The 20451-nt window shown below is 72.7% G+C and carries 19 protein-coding genes; 12 read left to right on the top strand and 7 right to left on the bottom strand.

Features of this window, described 5'->3' with window-relative positions; translation table 11 throughout:
• Nucleotides 1-52: 52 nt before the first annotated feature.
• Together LL648_RS31815 and LL648_RS31810 are read right to left on the bottom strand one after the other, a co-directional pair.
• Nucleotides 53-655: a DUF222 domain-containing protein gene (locus LL648_RS31815; RefSeq protein WP_232666489.1), complete on the bottom strand. Its 603-nt coding sequence runs from the start codon at nt 653-655 to the stop codon at nt 53-55.
• Between the two features lie 727 nt (nt 656-1382).
• On the bottom strand, nt 1383-2366 hold the full coding sequence (locus LL648_RS31810; RefSeq protein ID WP_232666488.1) for a VWA domain-containing protein: 984 nt from the start codon (nt 2364-2366) through the stop codon (nt 1383-1385).
• A 271-nt stretch (nt 2367-2637) separates the two neighbouring features.
• On the opposite strand from LL648_RS31810, the gene LL648_RS31805 reads away from it, so the two are divergent.
• The 6 genes from LL648_RS31805 to LL648_RS31780 are packed head-to-tail and all read left to right on the top strand — an operon-like array spanning nt 2638 to nt 9173.
• On the top strand, nt 2638-4995 hold the full coding sequence (locus LL648_RS31805) for a xanthine dehydrogenase family protein molybdopterin-binding subunit (RefSeq protein ID WP_232666487.1): 2358 nt from the start codon (nt 2638-2640) through the stop codon (nt 4993-4995).
• The gene (gene pxpA / locus LL648_RS31800) at nt 4995-5732 is read left to right on the top strand and encodes a 5-oxoprolinase subunit PxpA (RefSeq protein WP_374112140.1); all 738 of its coding nucleotides are present in this window, start codon (nt 4995-4997) and stop codon (nt 5730-5732) included. Before LL648_RS31805 ends, pxpA begins: the two co-directional genes overlap by 1 nt.
• On the top strand, nt 5729-5989 hold the full coding sequence (locus LL648_RS31795) for an acetyl-CoA carboxylase (protein WP_232666485.1): 261 nt from the start codon (nt 5729-5731) through the stop codon (nt 5987-5989). The genes pxpA and LL648_RS31795 overlap by 4 nt, the downstream gene beginning before the upstream one ends.
• On the top strand, nt 5990-7327 hold the full coding sequence (locus tag LL648_RS31790; protein WP_232666484.1) for an acetyl-CoA carboxylase biotin carboxylase subunit: 1338 nt from the start codon (nt 5990-5992) through the stop codon (nt 7325-7327).
• Nucleotides 7324-8208 (top strand): 5-oxoprolinase subunit B family protein, encoded by an 885-nt coding sequence (locus LL648_RS31785; protein WP_232666483.1) that lies wholly within the window; start codon nt 7324-7326, stop codon nt 8206-8208. The genes LL648_RS31790 and LL648_RS31785 overlap by 4 nt, the downstream gene beginning before the upstream one ends.
• The gene (locus tag LL648_RS31780; protein WP_232666482.1) at nt 8205-9173 is read left to right on the top strand and encodes a biotin-dependent carboxyltransferase family protein; all 969 of its coding nucleotides are present in this window, start codon (nt 8205-8207) and stop codon (nt 9171-9173) included. The genes LL648_RS31785 and LL648_RS31780 overlap by 4 nt, the downstream gene beginning before the upstream one ends.
• Nucleotides 9174-9254: 81 nt before the next feature.
• Here LL648_RS31780 and LL648_RS31775 read toward each other — a convergent pair whose 3' ends face one another.
• The gene (locus tag LL648_RS31775) at nt 9255-9962 is read right to left on the bottom strand and encodes an SDR family NAD(P)-dependent oxidoreductase (protein ID WP_232666481.1); all 708 of its coding nucleotides are present in this window, start codon (nt 9960-9962) and stop codon (nt 9255-9257) included.
• Nucleotides 9963-10084: 122 nt separating this feature from the next.
• The gene (locus LL648_RS31770) at nt 10085-11377 is read right to left on the bottom strand and encodes an ankyrin repeat domain-containing protein (protein ID WP_232666480.1); all 1293 of its coding nucleotides are present in this window, start codon (nt 11375-11377) and stop codon (nt 10085-10087) included.
• Nucleotides 11378-11547: 170 nt separating this feature from the next.
• Here LL648_RS31770 and LL648_RS31765 point away from each other — a divergent pair, with 170 nt between their 5' ends.
• The 3 genes from LL648_RS31765 to LL648_RS31755 are packed head-to-tail and all read left to right on the top strand — an operon-like array spanning nt 11548 to nt 16171.
• Complete coding sequence (locus tag LL648_RS31765; RefSeq protein WP_232666479.1) at nt 11548-12453, top strand: TIGR03619 family F420-dependent LLM class oxidoreductase; 906 nt, start codon at nt 11548-11550, stop codon at nt 12451-12453.
• Between the two features lie 34 nt (nt 12454-12487).
• Nucleotides 12488-15490, top strand: a complete 3003-nt coding sequence (locus LL648_RS31760; RefSeq protein WP_232666478.1) for a bifunctional [glutamine synthetase] adenylyltransferase/[glutamine synthetase]-adenylyl-L-tyrosine phosphorylase — start codon at nt 12488-12490, stop codon at nt 15488-15490.
• 45 nt (nt 15491-15535) lie between these two features.
• Nucleotides 15536-16171, top strand: coding sequence for a LysE family translocator (locus LL648_RS31755; RefSeq protein WP_232666477.1), 636 nt, complete (start codon nt 15536-15538; stop codon nt 16169-16171).
• Nucleotides 16172-16301: 130 nt separating this feature from the next.
• On the opposite strand, the gene LL648_RS31750 is transcribed toward LL648_RS31755, so the two are convergent.
• The 3 genes from LL648_RS31750 to LL648_RS31740 all read right to left on the bottom strand — a co-directional run bounded on the left by LL648_RS31750 (nt 16302) and on the right by LL648_RS31740 (nt 18747).
• A complete protein-coding gene (locus LL648_RS31750; RefSeq protein ID WP_232666476.1) occupies nt 16302-17210 on the bottom strand; it encodes a GlxA family transcriptional regulator in 909 nt (302 codons plus the stop codon).
• A 4-nt stretch (nt 17211-17214) separates the two neighbouring features.
• Nucleotides 17215-17778 (bottom strand): cysteine hydrolase family protein, encoded by a 564-nt coding sequence (locus tag LL648_RS31745; protein WP_232666475.1) that lies wholly within the window; start codon nt 17776-17778, stop codon nt 17215-17217.
• A gap of 69 nt (nt 17779-17847) precedes the next feature.
• The gene (locus LL648_RS31740; protein WP_232666474.1) at nt 17848-18747 is read right to left on the bottom strand and encodes a helix-turn-helix domain-containing protein; all 900 of its coding nucleotides are present in this window, start codon (nt 18745-18747) and stop codon (nt 17848-17850) included.
• Between the two features lie 68 nt (nt 18748-18815).
• Here LL648_RS31740 and LL648_RS31735 point away from each other — a divergent pair, with 68 nt between their 5' ends.
• Genes LL648_RS31735 through LL648_RS31725 form a run of 3 tightly spaced genes read left to right on the top strand, consistent with a single transcriptional unit; the run spans nt 18816 to nt 20398 of the window.
• Nucleotides 18816-19511: a M50 family metallopeptidase gene (locus tag LL648_RS31735; protein WP_232666473.1), complete on the top strand. Its 696-nt coding sequence runs from the start codon at nt 18816-18818 to the stop codon at nt 19509-19511.
• 13 nt (nt 19512-19524) lie between these two features.
• Nucleotides 19525-19944: a nitroreductase family deazaflavin-dependent oxidoreductase gene (locus LL648_RS31730; RefSeq protein WP_232666472.1), complete on the top strand. Its 420-nt coding sequence runs from the start codon at nt 19525-19527 to the stop codon at nt 19942-19944.
• Nucleotides 19945-19960: 16 nt separating this feature from the next.
• Complete coding sequence (locus LL648_RS31725; RefSeq protein ID WP_232666471.1) at nt 19961-20398, top strand: GlcG/HbpS family heme-binding protein; 438 nt, start codon at nt 19961-19963, stop codon at nt 20396-20398.
• Nucleotides 20399-20451: the final 53 nt, after the last annotated feature.

Genomic DNA, 20451 nt, shown 5'->3' with positions numbered 1-20451 from the left:
CCTTCCCGACCGCCATGTCGATCACAGCGGTCGATCTTGGTCCACCCGCGGCTTACACCGTTCGCGTGACACGCCCGATGGTCAGCTCGTTGACCTCGGACTCCGGTCCGTCGTCGGGTTCGGGTCCGTCCTGGTCGAACGACCGGACCGCCCGCATCCCCAGGGTGAAGAGACCTTGCGGGTCGAACACCGCCGCCTGTTCAGCAAGCTGGGCTTCGACATACGCACAGTCCGCCGGGGTCAACCGCCCCGCTTCCTTCGAGCCGAGGACCTGGACGATCTTCTCGACGTGCCGCAGGCTCATCACCCCGGCCTCGAACGCGGCTGCACTGGCGGGCAGCCGCGGGGCCAACACCTGACCGTCCAGGGCGATCCGAGGGCAGATGTGCTCGGCGGCGGTGACGTACCGTTTGGCGTCGTTGTGGTCGAGGTTCCACAGATCCCGGATCGCGTGGATCGGAGACTTGTACCCACGCGCGTGAAAGCCACCCTCGCAAACAAAGGCGCTGATCGCGCAAACCCTCGCAAAGTCCAGCCGACGCCCCAGAACTTCTAACTCGCGGGTCGCAGTGCAGCGTTCCTCGAACGTCCCGACCAGGGTGTCTACCTGCAGTTGTTCCACACCGGCGAGGGCGGTCTGCAGGTTCTCGGACATACCTCCATTTTAGACGCGGCAAAGATCCATAGCCACTCCAATTTCGACTTCTTCCCCCGGTTCCTGAGGTGGCTGGGTTGGGTGAAGAGCGTATTTCCTGGTTGCGTCGCCTGCCGTCCCCGACCTGCACTCCAGTCCCGACGATCAGCCTGCGGATAGAGGGTGGTCCTCTGTCCTGTGGTGCCGTCTAGAGACGGTTTTCCCACCGCGCAGACCCAGGTGTGACGTCGCAGACCGCACAACCTCTGCGCGGACACCACGAGGTCTGCGCGGTCGCACCAAAGGCGTGCCCGCCACCCACAGGTGGAGCCGAGAGTGCCATCCCGTCGACCTGGAGAAATCCCCACCACACGGCCGCCCGTGGGCGGCCCTCAACGAAACGCAAGACAACAAAGCAAGCTCTGCCCACGGGCGGCCGTGTGGTATCCCCCAAGGAGGTCGACGGGATGGCACGACCCAACCATCCCGGAGATCTGCCCGCCCGGCGAGGGCGCCCTTAAAAACGCGCGACCACCAAGCCCGACAAGACCACCGCCACGAGACCACCCGCCACGAACCCACCCAACGAACCACGTCGAGAACCCACCCCACCCACCCGAAACGCGCGACTCGCCCGCCGAAACGTGGGACTCGCCGTGCCGCAGGTGACGACTCACCGTGCTGAAAGTGTCGACTCGCCGTGCCGCAGGTGTCGACTCGCCGTGCTGGAGGTGTCGACTCACCCGCGTCAGGGGATGCGTCGGCCGAACGCTACGGCGCTGCCCAGCCCCGCCATCGTCAGCAGTGTGCCGACGGCGAACCACGGTTTGCTGATGTCGACGAACTGCGTCTCGTACCCGATGAGGTCGCCGACGGTCGTGTAGATGTCGCGCAGTTCCAGCTCGGTGGAGGCGCTGTAGGGGGTGCCGCCGCCGATGCGGGCGACCTCGCTCATGGCCCGCTCGTCGACGGCGACCGACTCCGAGCGGCCGTCGATGTCGACGCTGCCGTACGGGGTGCCGAACGCGATCGTCGAGACCGGCACGCCCGCGGCGTTCGCCGCTCTTGCCGCTGTGTACGCGCCGCGCGGGAGGTTCTCGGCGTCCGGCCCGTCGGGGGTGGTCTGGCTGCCGTCGCTCATCAGCACGATGTGCGCGGGCGGGGCGCCCGGCGTGGCGGTCCCGAGTGAACCGGTGAACGTCTCCACCGCCTGCAGCGACGCGAAGATCGCCTCGCCGGTGGCGGTCGACGGGGCGAGCTTCATGCCGGCGATGGCGCGCTGCATGACGTCGCGGTCGTTGGTCGGGGAGACGACGACGGCGGCGGTGCCGGCGAAGGTGACCAGCCCGACGTTGATGCCGGCGGGCAGCTCCCGCACGAACGACGTCGCCGCGGCCTGCGCGGCGGCGAGCCGGGTGGGGGAGATGTCGGTGGCCTTCATCGAGAGCGAGACGTCGATCGCCAGCATGATCGTCGCCTTGTTGCGCGGCACCTTCGTCTCGCCCATCGGCCCGGCGAGCCCGACGGTCATCAGCACGAGCGCGAGCAGGATCGCGGCCGTCGGCACGTGGCGCCACCACGGCATCCCGCGCGGCAGCACGGTCTCGAGCAGTTCGAGCGCGGTGAAGCGGGCGGTGTCGCGCCGCCGGACGCCCAGCAGCCACACGTACGCGGCGCCGAGCCCTCCTACCCCAACGATCAGGAGCAGCCAGGCCGGCTCGCCGAACGTCATCGTGGTTCCCCCCTTGCAGGTCGTGCGCGGCCGATTCAACGCCCGCACGCGTGGAAGGGCGGTGAAGCGGCACCGCTCGACCGCACCCGCGGAACGGCGACGGGCCCGGTTCCGCAAGCGCGGGAAACCCACCCGTTCTCCGGCCGGAGCGCGCCGATCCGCGCAGCGCCAGACCCGGACATTTGGAACTGATCGGCGACTTCCGGCGGCCTGGCCACGGCGTTAGCGTCGGAACCAGGACAGGGCCGTCCGCGCGAGAGGAGCACCGATCGTGACCGAGACCGTCGAGAGGTACGTCGGGCAGAGCGTGCGGCGCCGCGAGGACGCCGCCCTCACCACCGGCCGCGGCACCTGGACCGACGGGATCAGCGTGCCCGGCGCCCTGCATCTCGCGCTGGTGCGCAGCCCGCTCGCGCACGCCCGGATCACCGGCGTCGACGTCACGGCGGCGAAGCAGCTCCCCGGCGTCGTCGACGTCCTGACCGGCGAGGACCTCGCCGGCGACTTCGCGATCGGGCTGCCGTGCGGCTGGCCGGTCACCGAGGACATCAAGGTGCCCGACCACCCGCCGCTCGCGCGCGGCGAGGTCAACCACGTCGGCGACGGGGTCGCGGTCGTGATCGCCACCGACGCCGCGACCGCGGCGGACGCCGCCGGCCTGGTCGACGTCGAGTACGACGAGCTGCCCGCCGTCGTCGACATCGAGGCTGCGCTGGCCGAGGGCGCGCCGCTGGTGCACGAGTCGCTCGGCACCAACCACTGCTACACGTGGCCGATGGTGGTCGGCGACGTCGACGCGGCGTTCGCGCAGGCCGACGTCGTCGTCGAGGGGCGCTACCTGCAGCAGCGGGTGATCCCCTCCGCGATGGAGCCGCGTGCGGTGCTGGTCAACCCCGACCCGGTCGGTGGCGGCTTCACGATCTACAGCTCCACGCAGGTGCCGCACTTCCTGCGCGACATCGTCGCGATGGTCTGCGGGATCTCCGACTCGAAGCTGCGTGTGGTGGCGCCGGACGTCGGCGGCGGGTTCGGCTCGAAGCTCAACGTCTACGCGGAGGAGGCGCTCGCCCTCGCGCTGGCCCGGCGCCTGCACAAGCCGGTGAAGTGGACCGAGACCCGCTCGGAGAACCACGTCGCGACGACGCACGGGCGCGGGCAGGTGCAGCGCATGGCGGTTGCGGCCACCCGCGAGGGCAAGATCCTCGGGATGAAGGTGGAGCTGCTCGCCGACATGGGCGCCTACCTGCAGCTGCTCACCCCGGGCATCGCCGTCTTCGGCGCGTTCACCTACTGCGGCCTCTACGACTTCGGTGCCTACTCCTTCGGCTGCAAGGGCGTGTTCACCAACCTCACCCCGACCGACGCCTACCGCGGCGCCGGCCGTTCGGAGGCGGCCTACGCGCACGAGCGGATCATGGACGACCTCGCCCGCGAGCTGGGCATGGATCCCGCGGAGCTGCGGCTGCGCAACCTCATCGAGCCGTTCGACGAGCCGCGCACGGTCGCGTCGGGTGTCATGTACGACTCCGGCAACTACGAGGGCTGCATGCGCGAGGCGATGCGCATGGTCGGCTACGACGAGGTGCGTGCCGAGCAGCGCCGCCGCCGCGAGGCCGGCGACACGGTGCAGATCGGGATCGGCATCGGCAACTTCACCGAGAGCGGCGGGCTCTCGCCGTCGAAGGTCGCCGCCGGGGTGCGGCTGCAGAGCGGCGGCTGGGAGGCCGCGACGGTCCGCATGCTGGTCAGCGGCAAGGTCGAGGTCGTCACCGGGACGTCGCCGCACGGGCAGGGGCACGAGACGGCGTGGTCGCAGATCGCGGCCGACGCGCTCGGCGTGCACCCCGACGACGTCGAGGTGCTGCACTCCGACACCGCGGTGGCGCCGTTCGGGCGCGACACCTACGGCTCGCGCAGCCTCCCCGTCGGCGGGGTGTCGGTGCACATGGCGGCCGGCAAGGTCGTCGACAAGGCGCGCGCGATCGCCGCGCACCTGCTTGAAGCGGCTGAGGACGACCTGACGTTCGAGGGCGGCCGGTTCGCCGTCGCCGGCACCGGCGCTGGGCTGTCCATCCAGGAGGTCGCGATGGCGGCCTACCTGGCCGACAACCTGCCCGAGGGCATGGAGCCGCTGCTCTCGGCCGACAACACGTTCGACCCGCCGAACTTCACCTGGCCGTTCGGGACGCACATCTGCGTGTCGGAGGTCGACACCGAGACCGGTGCCGTCCGCATCCAGCGGTTCGTCGCGGTGGACGACTGCGGGCACGTCGTGAACCCGGAGATCGTCGCGGGGCAGCTGCACGGCGGCATCGCCCAAGGCATCGGGCAGGCGCTGTACGAGGAGGCGACCTACGACGAGGCCGGCAACCCGACCACGGCGACGCTCGCGGACTACCAGTTCCCCACCGCGACCGACCTGCCGCACTTCGAGCTGGGCTCGACCGTCACGCCGTCGCCGACCAACCCGATGGGTGTGAAGGGCATCGGGGAGTCGGGCGCGATCGGGTCGTCGCCCGCGGTGCTGAACTCCGTGATCGACGCCGTCGCGCACCTCGGCGTCACGCACATCGACATGCCGGCCTCGCCGGAGAAGGTGTGGCGGGCCATTCGAGGGGCTACCCGGTGATGGTGGACATCAACTGCGATATGGGAGAGGCCTTCAGCATCTACCGCTGCGGCGACGACGAGGGCCTGATGCCACTGATCACGCTCGCGAATGTGGCCTGCGGGTTCCACGCCTCCGACCCGTCGGTGATGCGCTCGACGGTCGCGCTGGCCAAGCGGCACGGGGTGAAGGTTGGCGCGCACCCGTCGCTGCCCGACCGCGAGGGCTTCGGGCGGCGGGAGATGAAGATGGACCGCGCGGAGCTCACCGCGGCGGTGCTGTACCAGGTGGGCGCCCTGGTGGCGTTCCTGCGCGAGCAGGACATGGAGCTCAACCACATCAAGGCACACGGCTCGCTCTACGGCATGGCGGCGCGCGACGAGGAGGTCGCCGGTGCCGTCGCCGACGCCGCGGAGGTGTTCGGGGTGCCGCTGATGGGGATGGCCGGCACCGTGCACGAGAAGGTGTGGGGCGCCCGGCCGGCGGGCTTCATCTCCGAGTACTACGCCGACCTCGACTACCGGCCCGACGGCTCGCTGGTGATCACCCGCGTGCACCAGGCGTTCGACCCCGCAGCGTCCGCGGCCGGAGCGTTGCGCGCGGTGACCGACGGCGTCGCGACCGCCACCGACGGCAGCGAGATCCCGGTGCGCGCCGACTGCGTCTGCGTGCATTCCGACACCCCGAACGCCGTCGAGCTGGCCGGAGCCGTCCGCGAAGCGCTCGGCCCGTACCTGCCCGCGAGAGGAGCAGCATGACCAGGCACGAGGTGGTCTCGCCCATCCCCGGCGTCTTCTACCGAAAACCCGACCCCGAGAGCGAGTTGTTCACCGACACCGGCCGCAGCGTCGGCGCCGACGACACGGTCGGCCTGGTGGAGGTCATGAAGTCGTTCCACGAGGTGCCGGCCGGTGCCGCCGGCACCGTGGTGGAGTTCCTCGTGGAGAACGAGGCGGAGGTCGACGCGGGGCAGGTCGTCGCGGTCGTCGAGACCGACGGCGCCGGGACGGAGTAGGTGGAGCGCCTGCTCGTCGCGAACCGGGGAGAGATCGCGGTGCGGGTCATCCGCGCTGCTCGTGATCTCGGCATCGCGACGGTCGCGGTGCACAGCGACGCCGACGCCGAGGCGCTGCACGTGCGGCTCGCCGACAGCGCGGTGCACATCGGGCCGTCACCGGCGGCGAAGAGCTACCTGAACGCGGCGACGATCGTCGATGCGGCTCGTTCGGCGGGCGTCGACGCCGTGCATCCCGGGTACGGGTTCCTGTCCGAGCGGGCGTCGTTCGCCGCGGCGGTGGCCGAGGCCGGGCTGACGTTCGTCGGGCCGGACGCGCAGGTGATCGAGCGGATGGGCGACAAGGTCGCGGCGCGTGAGGTGGCCGCGAAGGCGGGTGTCCCGACGGTCCCCGGCACGCCGGGTGGGGTGCAGGACGTCGGCGCCGCCGTCGCGGCTGCCGGCGACATCGGCTACCCGGTGATGCTCAAGGCCGCGGCCGGCGGTGGCGGGCGCGGCATCAGGGTCGTCGACGACGAGGCCGCGCTGGTCAAGTCGTTCCCCGCGGCGTCGCGCGAGGCGCAGAGCGCGTTCGGTGACGGCCGGATGTACCTGGAGCGGTTCGTGCGCAAGGCGCGGCACGTCGAGGTGCAGGTGCTCGGCGACGGCCACGACGTCGTGCACGTCCACGAGCGCGAGTGCTCGCTGCAGCGGCGCCGGCAGAAGGTCGTCGAGGAGGCGACCGCGCCGGGCATCGACGACGGTGTGCGCGCGGCGCTGACGGGCGCGGCGGTGCGGCTGGCCCGCGAGGTCGGCTACCGCAGCGCCGGCACCGTCGAGTTCCTCGTCGACGACGAGACCGACGAGGTGTTCTTCCTGGAGATGAACACCCGCATCCAGGTCGAGCACCCGATCACCGAGCTCGTCACCGGTGTCGACCTCGTTGCGGAGCAGCTGCGGATCGCGGCGGGCGAGCCGCTCGGGCTGCGGCAGTCCGACGTCGTGGCGCGCGGGCACGCGATCGAGTTCCGGATCTGCGCGGAGGATCCCGACAAGGGATTCCTGCCGCAGCCGGGCCGGATCGGGCGGATCACGCTGCCCGGCGGGCCGTGGGTGCGCTGCGACACCTGGCTGGAGCCGGACACCGCCGTGCCGCCCTTCTACGACTCGCTGCTCGCGAAGCTCTGCGTCTGGGGGCCCGACCGCGACACGGCGCTGGGCCGCGCGCGCCGGGCGCTGGGCGAGCTGGACGTCGAGGGGGTGGTCACAACGGCGTCGCTGCACCGGACGCTGCTGGACGAGCCGTGGTTCGCGGCTGCTGACTTCCACACGGGCACATTGGAGGAGTGGTTGGCATGACGGATGTCTCTCCCGCCCGGTACAGCTGGGGCGGGGACGAGTTCGTGTTCGTGGAGCTGGCCGAGGAGATGAGCCTGCAGGCCAACTTCCGGGCCATGGCGATCACCAAGGCGCTGCGTGACGACCGGCCCGACGGGGTGCTGGAGATCTGCCCGGCCAATGCGTCCTACCAGGTGCGCTACGACCCCGACGTGCTCGCGCCGCGGGAGTTGCAGAGCCGGTTGCAGGAGCTGGAGAAGCAGGTCGGCGACGCCGCGGACGTCACGCTCCCCACGCGGGTCGTGGAGATCCCGGTGCTCTACCGCGACCCGTGGACCACCGAGACGCTCATGCGGTTCCGCGACCGCCACCAGGACCCCGACGGCACCGACATCGAGTACGCGGCGCGGATCAACGGCTACGGCGACGTCGAGGAGTTCATCGCCGCGCACTCGGGCTCGCCGTGGTTCACCTCGATGGTCGGTTTCGTCGCAGGGCTGCCTTTCCTGTTCCAGATGGTGCCGCAGGACCGCCAGATCGTGGTGCCGAAGTACCTGCGCCCGCGCACCGACACACCCAAGCAGACCGTGGGGTACGGCGGGTGCTTCTCGTGCATCTACTCGGTGCGCGGGGCCGGTGGTTACCAGATGTTCGGGATCACCCCGGCGCCGATCTACGACCCGACGCAGTCGATGCCGGACTTCGCCGACTTCATGGTGTTCTTCCGGCCGGCCGACATCGTGAAGTTCCGGCCGATCGACCGCGAGACGTACGACGCGCACCTCGCCGAGGTGGAGGCGGGGACGTTCCGGATCGTCCAGCACGACGTGGAGTTCGCACTGGCGCCGTTCCTCGAGGACCCCGACGGTTACAACGCGAAGCTGCTGGAGGTGCTCGCATGATCACGGTTCGCAAGCCGGGGCTCTCCACGACCGTCCAGGACGGCGGCCGGGCCGGATTCTACGACCTGGGCATCCCGCCGTCGGGCGCGCTCGACCAGTACGCGTTGCAGGCGGCGAACCTGCTGGTCGGCAACCCGCACGGGGCGGCCGTCCTGGAGATCGTCTACATGGGACCGGAGCTCGTGTTCACCGCGCCGGCCGTGGTGGCGGTCGCGGGCGCGACGATGGTGCCGAAGGTCGACGGCGAGGAACGCCCGATGTGGGAGTCGTTCGCCGTCGGGGAGGGCGAAACACTGTCGTTCGGGTACCTGACCGCCGGCGCGCGGGCGTACCTGGCCGTGGCCGGCGGGGTGGACGTGCCCGAGGTGCTCGGCAGCCGCTCGACGTACGCGCTCGGGGCGTTGGGCGGGCACAACGGCAGGCCGTTGACCGCGGGCGACGAGCTGCGTATCGGGGACGGCGTGAACGGCGCCGGTGCGGGCCGGGTCGTGCCCGCCGAGCTGCGGGGCGCGTACAGCAAGGATGTCGAGGTGCGCGTGATGATGGGTCTCTACGACCATCGCCTGTCCACCGACGGGCGGGCGACCTTCCTCGACACGACGTGGAAGCTCACGCCGGTCGCCGACCGGATCGGCTTCCGCTACTCCGGCGCGGAGCTGGAGACCGTCGAGCGGGAACCCCCGTTCGGGGCGGGCCAGGACCCGTCGAACATCGTCGACGCGCCCTACCCGATCGGTTCGATCCAGGTGCCAGGCAGCGTCGAGCCGATCGTGCTGCACCGCGACGCCGTCTCCGGGGGCGGCTACATGATGGTCGCGACCGTGCTCAGCGTCGACCTCGACGTGGTCGCGCAGTCGGCGCCCGGCACCCGCACCCGGTTCGTCGAGGTCGACCTGGACGGCGCGCTCGCCGCGCGGGCCGACGGGAAGCGGCGGGTGGAGAAGCTGCACGACGCCCTCGGCTGAGCGCCCACCCGCGAGTCGGGCTCCCCGCGTGCGCGAGTCGGGGCGCTCGGGTGGGCGAGTCGGGCTCTCCGGGTGCGCGGGTCACCACGGGAGGGCGCCCTCGGCGTCGAAGTAGCCGCCCGTCGGGCCGTCGGGGCCGAGCTGAGCCATCCGGACGATGATCTCGGCACCCTGCTCGACGGTTTGCGCGCCGGCGTGGCCGTTGAGATCGGTGCTGGTGAAGCCGGGCTCGACGGCGTTGATCCGCATCTGGGGGAACGCCTTGGCGTACTGCACGGTGATCGCGTTGACCGCGGTCTTCGACGCCGGGTACGCAACACCGCGGTAGGCGTACGCGGGGGTGCCCGGGGTCGTGACGCGGCTCAACGACGCCAGCCCGCTGCTGACGTTCACCACGACCGGTGCGGCCGAGCGGCTCAGCATCGGGAGGAAGGCATGCAGCACCCGCACGATGCCGAAGACGTTCGTCTCGAACGTGTGACGCATGAGTTCGGCGGTGAGGTCGGGGGCACCGATGACGCCGTCGCTGCTCAGCTCACCCTGGATGCCGGCGTTGTTGACGAGCACGTCGAGCCCGCCGGCAGCCTCCACCGCGGCGGCCGCGGCGCCCACGGACGCGTCGTCGGTGACGTCGAGCTGGACCGCCGTGGCGCCGAGCCGATCGGCTGCCCGGCGCCCGCGTTCGGCGTCGCGGCTGCCGAGGTAGACGTGGTGGCCCGCCTCGACGAGCCCGCGTGCGGCCGCGAACCCGATGCCCTTGTTCGCCCCGGTGATCAACATCGTCGTCATGCCCCGACGCTAGGACTGTGAGTTCACTCGAACGCAACCCCGACTTCGACGGCAACCTGCCCACCGTTTTGCCAACCTGCGCGCTGTTCTGCGTGTGCAGGTTGGCAAAACGGTGGGGAACTTCAGCGGGTGAGCAGGGCGTCGACGGCCGGGCCGCCCGTCGGGGTGGTGTGCTGGGTGGGTGCGCCGGCCTCGACGAGCAGGCGGACGGTGCCGAGGTGGTCGCCGTCGGCGGCCCGGTTGTTGCGCAACCCCCAGAGCGCGCAGTCGAGCGGGGTGGGGCCCTCGTCGTCGAACGCGCGATCGGTGAGGTCGGCGCCGCGTTCGACCAGCAGCCGGACGACATCGGTGCGCCCGTTCATCGCGGCCTGGTCGAGCGGCGTGAAGTTGCTCCAGCCGCGGGTGTCGACGTCGAGCCCCGCGTCGAGCAGCGCACGCACGACGTCGAGCCGCCCGAGCAGCGCGAACTGCCCCAGCACCCAGCCGTACCCGGTGCCGGCCGGGATGCCCAGCGCGGGCGGCGGCGCGACGGGCAGGCGCGCGGACTCGCCGCGGGCCACCGCCAGCACCGCGGCGTCGACGTCGTCCAGCTCGGCGCGGGCGCCACGGGCGGCCAGCAGCTCGTACGCGTCGAGGTGCCCCGCGCGGGCGGCCAGCGCGAGCGGGCGGCGTCCGACGTCCCAGCGGCCCCACGGCAGATCGATGTCGGCGCCGGCGTCGAGCAGCATCGTCAACGTCCGCACACCGCGGCCGCGGACGATCGCGTGGTGCAGCGCGAACTCGGCGTTCACGTCGACGCCGCGGTCGAGGAACCAGCGCAGCCCGGCCTCGTCCTCGAAGTCGAGCTTGTGGTTGACGAGCCGCTCGTGGCCCGGCACCCACAGCAGGTCCAGCATCGCCAGGTCGGACTGCTCGCAAGCGTGGTAGAAGGCGTCCTCGTCCTTAGAGGCGCCCTGCTCGACGAGCAGCCGGACCAGCGCGGAGTCGGCGCGCTCGACGGCGTCGAACAGTGCGGTCTGCCGGCCCTCGCCACCCCACTCGACGGTGTGGCTGTCGGGGTCGGCGCCCGCGTCGAGCAGCAGCGCTGTGCAGCCCCGGACGTCCGAGGGCGCGCCCGCGGAATCGCGCAGCAGCACGAGCAGCGGCGCCAGCCCGTCGATCGGCGCCGTGGCGGTGCCGGGATCGGCGGCCAGCAGCTCGCGCAGGAGGTCCGGCTCGGCGAGGGCGAGCGCGCGGCGGATGCCGCCGAGACCGCTTGCCTCGACGAACCGGACGAGCCGCGGCCAGCTGGCGAAACCGTAGGAGAGCGCAACCTCGCGCTGGGCCGTGTGCAGCGGGACGGCGCACTCGCGACGCAGCGCCTTGGCCTGCTTGCGCAGGTGCTCCAGCGACGGTTGCTCAGGCAGGGTGGGCATGACGAACCTCCGGATGGCCCGTGTCCGCGTCGGCGGGCGAGAAGGTTCGTGCCAGGCACTCACCGTGCTGCCGGTGGGATCGTCCCTTCCCCGCGGACCGGGTGCGCCCGGCGGCGCTCCTCGAGCTTAGCAGGCTGTCGATCTGCCGTGCGCCCGTTCGTCGTCGAACCATGGATGCAGCGAACGTGCAGCTGGGGATCGGGCTGCCCAACGGGGGAGCGCACGTCGACGGTGCCGAGCTGGTGCGGCTCGCCGTCGGCGCGGAGGAGATCGGGCTCGACTCGGTGTGGGTGATGGACCGCTGGCTGCGCCCGCACGCGCCGGTCACGATGCCGGGGGTGCCGGTGCCGATCACGCTGCCGCCCGAGGGGTACACGTCGGTGTTCGACCCGATCGACGTGCTCGCGTTCGTCGCCGCCCGCACGTCGCGGGTCCGGCTCGGGACGAGCGCGGTGAACGTGCTCTACCACCCACCGGTGCTGCTGGCCCGCAGGTTCGCGACGCTCGACCGGCTGTCCGGCGGGCGGGTGCTCGCGGGGGTGACGTCGGGCTGGATGGCGGAGGAGTTCGCCGCCGCGGGGGTGCCGCCGGCCCGCAAGGGCTCGGGGCTCGACGAGCACCTCGCCGCGATGCGCGCGATCTGGGGCCCCGACCCGGTGTGCCACGACAGCCCGCGCTACCCCGTCCCGACGTCGGACATCGGGCCGAAACCGGAGCGCGGCAGCGTCCCGCTGCTGCTCGGGTACACGACGGAGGCCGGGCTCCGGCGGGCCGCGCGGATCGCGGACGGCCTGCACCCCTACCGCGAGGACGTCGACCAGCTCGCCGCCGACCTGCACCTCTGGCGCGTGGCCGTCGAGGCCGAGGGCCGCGACCCCACCGCGCTGCCCGTCGTGCTGCGCGCCACCGCCCGCTTCCACGACGGCGACGCCCTCTTCAGCGGCGGGCCGAGCGGCTGGGCGAAGGACCTGGCGACCGTCGCGCGGCTCGGCGTCGGCCACGTGGTGCTGCAACCCGAGTCCGGCACGGACGTCGACGCCACCCTCGCCGCCTTCGCCGCGCTCCGGCGGGGCTGACCCCGGCGCCGGCGGTGCGGCAGGATCACGTGTCGTGCGTACCGGAGGTTCTTTGGCGCGGCTCGGGCTCACGGAGCCGCGGTCGGAGTCGACGCTCGGCGAGCTCGGCTGGTGGGAGGGCGACAAGCCGGCCGGCGGCGCCGAGTCGATCATGTGGGCGCTGGCCCGCAGCCCCGATCCCGATCTGGCGCTGCGTTCCGCCGAGCGACTCTATGCCGCCGTCCCCGACCGGAAGGCCCTCGACGCCGCCTTGCGCTCCGATGCCGGGCTGCGCGGGCGGCTGCTCGCCCTGCTGGGCAGCTCGACGGCGCTGGCCGACCACCTGATCACGCACCCCGACCGGTGGCAGCGGCTCACCAGCGACGTCGGGCCCGCCGACGCCCGCGGCGCCGTGGTGGCGATGCTTACCGCCGTCGGCGCCGACCCCGACGCGCCGCCGCCCGGAGCCGCCGGCGGCACGACGGCGCAGCTCACCGGCGCGGAGGCGATCACGGCGCTGCGCAACGCCTATCGCGACGAGCTCCTCGCGCTCGCCGCGGCCGACCTCGGTGCCGTCGGTGAGCCGGAGCTCCCGGTGCTCGCCGTCGAGGACGTTGCCGCGCGCCTCGCCGATCTCGCGGCGGCCGCGCTGCACGCCGCGCTCGCGGTCGCGCTGGCCGAGGCGGGCGGCGAGCCCGGCCGGCTCGCGATCATCGCGATGGGCAAGACCGGCGGGCACGAGCTGAACTACGTCAGCGACGTCGACGTCGTGTTCGTCGCCGAGCCCGCCGACCAGGCCACCACCCGCCTGGCAAGCCGGATGATGCGGATCGCGGGGGAGGCGTGCTTCCAGGTCGACGCCAACCTGCGCCCGGAGGGCCGCCAGGGGGCGCTCGTGCGCACGCTCGACGGACACATCTCCTACTACAAGCGCTGGGCGAAGACCTGGGAGTTCCAGGCGCTGCTCAAGGCCCGTCCGATCGCCGGCGACCCCGAGCTGGGCGCCGCGTACGCCGACGCCGTCGCGCCGATGGTGTGGAGCGCCGCCGGCCGCGAGGACTTCGTGCCCGACGTGCAGGCGATGCGCCGCCGCGTCGAGGAGCACATCCGCCCCGACCACGCCGACCGCGAGCTGAAGCTCGGGCCCGGCGGGCTGCGTGACGTCGAGTTCGCGGTGCAGCTGCTGCAGCTGGTGCACGGGCGCACCGACGAGTCGCTGCGCTCGCCGTCGACCCTCGAGGCGCTCGCCGCGCTGTCGGACGGCGGCTACATCGGGCGCGAGGACGGCGCCAACCTCGCGGCGTCCTACCGGTTCCTGCGCCTGCTCGAACACCGGCTGCAGCTGCAGCGGATGCTGCGCACCCACCTGCTCCCAGCACCTGACGACACGGCCGGCCTGCGCTGGCTCGCCCGCGCCGCGCGGATGCGCCCCGACGGGCGACGCGACGTCGTCGGTGTGCTGACCGCGGAGTGGTCGCGCAACGCGCGGCGGGTGCGCCGCCTGCACGAGAAGCTGTTCTACCGGCCGCTGCTCACGGCGGTCTCGCGGCTCTCGCCCGACACCGTCCGGCTCTCGGAGAAGGACGCAGCCGCGCGGCTCGCCGCGCTCGGGTGGGCCTCGCCGGAGGGCGCGCTCAACCACCTGCGCGCGCTGACGTCCGGCGTCTCCCGGGCGGCCGCGATCCAGCAGACGCTGCTGCCGGTGCTGCTCGACGACCTCGCGATGAGCCCCGACCCCGACCGCGGGCTGCTCGCCTACCGGCGGGTGTCCGAGGCGCTCGCGAACACCCCGTGGTACCTGCGGCTGCTGCGCGACGAGGGGCTGGTCGCGCAGCGGCTCATGCGGCTGCTCGGCACGTCCGCGCTGGTCCCCGACCTGCTCGTGCGCGCGCCGGAGGTGCTGCGGCTGCTCGCGGCGCCGGTCGCGAGCCAGGCCGACGAGCTGAAGCGCGAGCCCGCGGAGGTGGCGGCGTCGCTGCTGACGACGGTGGCGCGGCAGCAGGACCCGGACTCGGCCGCGGCCACCGCGCGCTCGCTGCGCCGCCACGAGATCCTGCGGGTGGCCTGCGCGGACCTGCTGGGGGAGCTGTCGACCGAGCAGGTGTGCGAGGCGCTCAGCTCGGTGTGGGTGGCGGTGCTCGACGCAACCCTGCACTCGGTGCTGCGCACGCTCACCACCGACGGGCCGGCGCCGGCGCGGATCGCGGTGATCGGGATGGGCCGGCTCGGCGGGGCCGAGCTGGGCTACGGCAGCGACGCCGACGTGCTCTTCGTGTGCGAGCCGGTGCGCGACGCGACCGACCAGGACGCCGTCAAGTTCGCGACGACGGCGGCCGAGACCGTGCGCCGGCGGCTGGGCGCGCCCAGCCCCGACCCGGCGCTCGTCGTCGACGCCGACCTGCGGCCCGAGGGCCGCTCCGGCGCGCTGGTCAGGACGCTGGAGTCCTACCGCAGCTACTACGCACGCTGGTCGGAGGCGTGGGAGGCGCAGGCGCTGCTGCGGGCCCGGCCCGTCGCGGGTGACGAGGAGCTCGGCCGCCGGTTCGTCGAGATGATCGACCCGATCCGCTACCCGGCCGACGGCATCGGCGCCGCGGCCGTCACCGAGATCCGCCGGATCAAGGCCCGGGTCGACGCCGAGCGGCTGCCCCGCGGCGCCGATCGCAGCCTGCACACGAAGCTGGGCCTCGGTGGGCTCGCCGACGTCGAGTGGACGGTGCAGCTGCTGCAGCTGCAGCACGCAGGCGACCTGCCGGAGCTGCGCACGACGTCGACGCTGGACGGGCTGCGCGAGGCCGGCTCGGCGGGGTTGCTCACGGCGGAGGACGTCACCGAGCTCGCCGCGGGCTGGACGATGGCGACCCGGGCCCGCAACGGGGTGATGCTGGTGCGCGGCAAGCCGGGCGACCAGGTGCCGCGGTCGGGCCGGGAGCTGACCGCCGTCGCGCACGCGCTGGGCTATCCCGCCGACGGCGACCCCGGCGTGTTCCTCGACGAGTACCGGCGCACCACCCGGCGGGCCCGGGCCGTCGTCGAGCGGGTCTTCTACGGCTGGTGACGAAACCGGCTGACCAGCCCACCTGATCGGGTTAACGTGAGCGCCGTGCCGTCTCTGCATACCTTTCTGACGTTCGCGCTGGCCGCGGTCGTGCTGGTGCTCATCCCCGGCCCGAGCGTCCTGTTCATCGTCGGCCGAGCGCTCGCGCACGGCCGGCGCGCGGCGCTCACGAGCGTCGCCGGCAACACCATCGGCGCCGCGGCGGTGATGGTCGTGGTCGCACTCGGCTTCGGCGCTATCGCGGCGCAGTCGGCCGAGCTGTTCACGGTGCTGAAGTACGCCGGCGCCGCCTACCTCATCTACCTGGGCGTGCAGACCTTCCGCCACCGCGGCGACCTCGTCGAGGCGCTCGCCCAGCCGGCGGGCCCGGTCGACCGGAAGCTCTTCCTGCAGGGTGTGGTGGTCGGGCTGACCAACCCGAAGTCGATGGTCTTCTTCGCCGCCGTGCTGCCGCCGTTCGTCGACCCGGCCCGCGGCAGCGCCACCACCCAGATGTTGCTGCTGGGCCTGACCTTCGCCGTGCTCGCGACAACGCTCGACAGCGCGTGGGGCCTCGTCGCGGGCTGGGCCCGCTCGTGGTTCGCGACCTCACCCGCCCGGCTGCGCAAGGTCGGCGGCACCGGCGGCCTCATGCTGATCGTGATGGGCGCGGGCCTGGCGGTGAGCGGGCGCAAGGACTGAAGCCGCAAAGCGCTCGCACAGCACCCCCTGGGGTTGCCTGGAAAGCCACTTTCCCGTCCTCTGGCGCCGGGAAGGTGGCTTTCCAGGCAACGCGTGCGGGACGCACGGATCCCTGGGTGGCCCCTTCCCGTTACGCCGGTTTCGAGCGGAGCCGGCGCAGCATCCGGCCGTCGGTGAAGCCGACGGCGCGCGCCGCCGCGTCCTGCGACCACCCTTGCGCCTGCAGCTCGCCGGCCTTCTCCAGGCGCAGCTCGTGCTGGTAGCGCAGTGGGGTGGTGCCGGTGGCGGCGTGGAAGCGGCGGGTCAGCGTGCGTGGGCTGACGCCGAGCGCGGCGGCGAGCTCGTCGAGCGGCAGCGGGTCGGCGAAGCGGGCGTCGAGGACGTCGAGCGCCCGGTGCACGGTGTCGGCGAGGTGGTCGCGGTGCCGCAGCATCACGCTGGCCTGCGGCGCGGAGCCGTTGCGCCGCGCCGGCACCACCAGCGTCCGCGCGACGCGCGCCGCGACCGCGGGTCCGTGGTCCTCGGCGACGAGGTGCAGCGCGAGGTCGATCCCGCTGGCGATCCCCGCCGACGTGTACACCCGCCCGTCCGGCACGAACAGCACGTCACGCACGACGTCGACGGCAGGGCGGTAGCGGGCCAGCTCGTCCTGCACGTCGTGGTGGGTCGTCGCGCGCCGCCCGTCCAGCAACCCGGAATCGGCCAGCGCGAACGCCCCGGCACAGACGCTGGCCACACGCCCGCCGCCGGCGTGGTGCGCGCGGATGCGGTCGAGCGTCCCGACGGGGAACGGGCGCGGCGCCGGGCCGTTGCCGACCCGCCAGCCCGGCACCACGACGATGTCGCGGGCGCCGAGCACGGGCCAGTGCTCGTCGAGGATCAGCGGGATGCCCTGGTGGCAGCGCACCGGGCCGTCCCCGACGTACGCCAGCCGGTAGTCGCCGACGAGGTCGTGCGCGGTGGAGAACACCTGCGCCGGCCCCGCGAGGTCGAGCAGGTGCACCCCCGCCGGCACCACGAAGACGACCGTCCGCACCATCCGGTCAGCGTGCCACGGCAGCCGCGCCCAGCAGCTGGTCGATGCTGACGACCTCGGCGAAGCGGCCCTGCAGTGCGCTCGCCGTGCGCTCCAGCACCTCCTCGACCGTCAGCGGCTCGCCGCCGCCGAAGCGGGGGAGCGGCTGGGTCGCGGTGGCGTCGAGCACGAACGTCACGCCGTAGCCGAGGTCGCTCGCCACGCGTGCGGTCGTCTCGCAGCACTGCTCGGTGCGGATGCCGGTGACCATGACGTCGGTCACGCCACGCGCGGTCAACCGCTCGCCGAGATCGGTCGAGGTGAACGCGTTGTGGCTGGTCTTGTGCACGACGGGCTCGTCGTCGCGCGGGTCGAGGCCGGGCAGCAGCCGCACGTGCCCGAGCTCGGGGTCGAACACCGTCCCCGTGCCGGGCTCGGTGTGCAGCACCCAGACGACCGTGTCGCCGCGGTCGCGGGCATGCGCGACGAGCCGGGTGATCCGCTCGGCGATGTCGGGCGCCGAGATCTCCGCCCAGCTGTCGCGCTGCCGGAACGACTCCTGCACGTCGATCACGAGAAGAGCTGTTGTCATGCCTCGATCGTCACCCGCGCCGGCCCGGGTCCGGGAGGCCCGTTCCGGGCCCGCACCGGAACGATCCGGTCACGCGTGCGCGCGCAGCGCCTCGATCAGCCACTCGAAGAGCGGCACCTGCGGGGGGAACGGCTCCCGGCCGTTGAGCACGCCCATCAGCTGCCAGTAGCGCTCCACGCGACGGTCGGTGAAGGTGGCGATGGACGCGGCCAGCTCGGCGCGCCCGTCGGTCATGCCCATCCGGTCGAGCACCTCACCCGCCTGCGGGGAGCCGGGTGCGAAACCCGCCGCGACCGCAGGCTCGACGTGCTGCCCGACCAGCGCCGGGTCGAACGTCTGCTGCTGGTCCCCGCTTTGGGAGCCGGTCACCGCCATCTCCCGCACCCGCTCGCGGAACGTCGGGTCGCCGACCAGCTCGGCCAGCTCCACCCACGCCTCCACCTGCTCGGTGCTGGGGTCGTCCGGCAACTGCGCCGGCATCATGCGCATCGCGCCGGCGATCCCGGCGCCCGGCGCTTCCGGGTCGGTGCCGGCGAAGGTCGCGTCGACGAACTCGTCGATCATCTGTTGCCGCTCGGCGGCGGAGAGCCGTGCGAGGTCGTTCATCAGTGTCGCCTTCCGTGAAGAGGTGCCGCCGCGGGCCAGCAGCGTGCAGACGGCCCGCTGGGTCCGCAGGGTGCGGATCTGGGCATCGATGGCCTGGACGTGCGCCGCGGCGACGTCCTCGACGCTGCGCCGGCGCTCCAGCACGAGCCGCACGTCGTCGAGCCCGAGTCCGAGCTCGCGCAGCGTGCGCACGAGGTCGAGCCTGGCGACGGCGCGCGCGTCGTAGCGGCGGTAGTTGCCCAGCGAGCGGTCGGTCTCGGGCAGCACACCCTCGTCCGACCAGAACCGGATCGTCCGCACCGGCACACCGGACCGGCGGGCGAGCTGCCCGATGGTCAGCATCGGGGCGATCGTCTCGGTCATGGCTCGATCCTCAACTCTCCAGTAGGTGGAAGGTCAAAGCAGTATGGCGCAGCTGACAGACTGGGTGGGTGATCGATGCCGACCTGATCGACACCGTCTTGGCGATCGTCGACGGTCACCGCTCCGAGCTGCTCGCCGCGGCGCTGGCGCTGCTCGCCGTGCTGTGGTCGGTGTCGTGGCGCTGGACCCGCACCGTCGTGACGATCGCCCACGAGGGCGGCCACGGTCTGGTCGCCGTGCTGGCCGGGCGCGGCCTCACCGGGATCCGGCTGCACCCGGACACGTCAGGGGTGACGGTGTCGACGGGGGCCCGCCGCGGCCCCGGCCTGGTGTTCACGTTCCTCGGCGGGTACCCGGCGCCGTCGTTGCTGGGCGTCGGCGGCGCCGCGCTGGTGGCGGCGGACCGGTCCCGGCTGATGCTCTGGATCGCGCTGGGCCTGCTGGCCGCGACCCTGATCCACGTCCGCAACGTCTACGGCGCTGTGGCGGTGCTCGCAACCGGCGGGCTCGTCGCGGCCGTCGCGGGATGGGGCTGGCCGCGGCTGCAGGACGGCTTCGCGGCGGCCTTGTGCTGGTTCCTGCTGTTCGGCGGCCTGCGTGCGGTTCGGGAGCTGCAGCGCGGCCGCAGCCGGGGCCGGCACGGCGACTCCGACGCCGACATGCTCGCGTGGCTCACCCGCGTCCCCGGCGGAATGTGGGCGGCGTTCTTCTGGTTGGTCGCGGCAGTGGCCGTGATCGCCGCGGCTTGGATCATGCTGACCTGACAAGGGGACGTACGTGAGCGCGAACGACTGGAACCAGAAGATCATCGACGAGTTCCGGGCCAACAAGGGCCAGGTGGGCGGGATGTTCGAGGGTGCCCCGATGATCCTCGTCCACCACGTCGGTGCGAAGAGCGGCACCACGAGGGTGACCCCGCTCGTGCACTTCCCGGAGGAGGACGGCCGCACGGTGATCGTCGCCTCCGCGGGTGGCGCGCCGTCGCACCCCAGCTGGTACCACAACATCACGGCCAACCCGGAGTTCGAGGTCGAGATCGGCGACGAGACGCTGACCGTCCGCTCGGAGGAGATCCCGAACGGCCCGGAGTACGACGCCGTATGGGAGCGGGTCGTCACCGAACGTCCGGGCTTCGCCGACTACAAGGAGAAGACCACCCGCGTGATCCCTCTGCTGCGGCTGACCCGCGCGGCGTGAGGCAGGATCTGCGCCTGTGAGCATCACACTCGACCAGGCACAGAAGATCGTCGCGGCGGCGTTGGAGCACGGGACGCACGAGGGGTTCAACCCGCTCACGGTGGCGGTGCTCGATCCGGGCGGCGTGCTCGTCGCGCTCGGGCGGCAGGACGGTTCCGGGAACCTGCGTCCCGACATCGCGGTGGCGAAGGCGTGGGGTGTGCTCGGGATGGGCATGACGAACCGCGCCATCGCGGCCCGCGCCGCCGACTCGCCCGAGTTCTTCACCTCGGTCGCGACGCTCGCGGGCGGCCGGATCCTCTCGGTGCCCGGTGGGGTGTTCGTCCGCGACGCCGACGGCCGCCTGCTCGGCGCCGTCGGCGTCACGGGTGACGTCTCGCTGAACGACGAGGCGGCCGCGCTGGCCGGGATCGCGGCAGCCGGCCTCACGGCTGAGACTGGGGCGGAGGCCTGATCCACGCCCGCTGTGAGGTGGGGGTCAGGTCGGCGGGTCGTCCACACGTTCGA

Source organism: Pseudonocardia sp. TRM90224 (assembly GCF_021245725.1).
Lineage (GTDB): Bacteria > Actinomycetota > Actinomycetes > Mycobacteriales > Pseudonocardiaceae > Pseudonocardia.
This window is presented reverse-complemented; position numbering and strand designations above follow the sequence as displayed.

Bases quoted from the DNA above. Each gene is read 5' to 3' on its own strand.
- LL648_RS31815 (WP_232666489.1), bottom strand. From the start codon at position 655: ATGTCCGAGAACCTGCAGACCGCCCTCGCCGGTGTGGAACAACTGCAG.
- LL648_RS31810 (WP_232666488.1), bottom strand. From the start codon at position 2,366: ATGACGTTCGGCGAGCCGGCCTGGCTGCTCCTGATCGTTGGGGTAGGA.
- pxpA (WP_374112140.1), top strand. From the start codon at position 4,995: ATGGTGGACATCAACTGCGATATGGGAGAGGCCTTCAGCATCTACCGC.
- LL648_RS31795 (WP_232666485.1), top strand. From the start codon at position 5,729: ATGACCAGGCACGAGGTGGTCTCGCCCATCCCCGGCGTCTTCTACCGA.
- LL648_RS31785 (WP_232666483.1), top strand. From the start codon at position 7,324: ATGACGGATGTCTCTCCCGCCCGGTACAGCTGGGGCGGGGACGAGTTC.
- LL648_RS31780 (WP_232666482.1), top strand. From the start codon at position 8,205: ATGATCACGGTTCGCAAGCCGGGGCTCTCCACGACCGTCCAGGACGGC.
- LL648_RS31775 (WP_232666481.1), bottom strand. From the start codon at position 9,962: ATGACGACGATGTTGATCACCGGGGCGAACAAGGGCATCGGGTTCGCG.
- LL648_RS31770 (WP_232666480.1), bottom strand. From the start codon at position 11,377: ATGCCCACCCTGCCTGAGCAACCGTCGCTGGAGCACCTGCGCAAGCAG.
- LL648_RS31765 (WP_232666479.1), top strand. From the start codon at position 11,548: ATGGATGCAGCGAACGTGCAGCTGGGGATCGGGCTGCCCAACGGGGGA.
- LL648_RS31750 (WP_232666476.1), bottom strand. From the start codon at position 17,210: ATGGTGCGGACGGTCGTCTTCGTGGTGCCGGCGGGGGTGCACCTGCTC.
- LL648_RS31745 (WP_232666475.1), bottom strand. From the start codon at position 17,778: ATGACAACAGCTCTTCTCGTGATCGACGTGCAGGAGTCGTTCCGGCAG.
- LL648_RS31740 (WP_232666474.1), bottom strand. From the start codon at position 18,747: ATGACCGAGACGATCGCCCCGATGCTGACCATCGGGCAGCTCGCCCGC.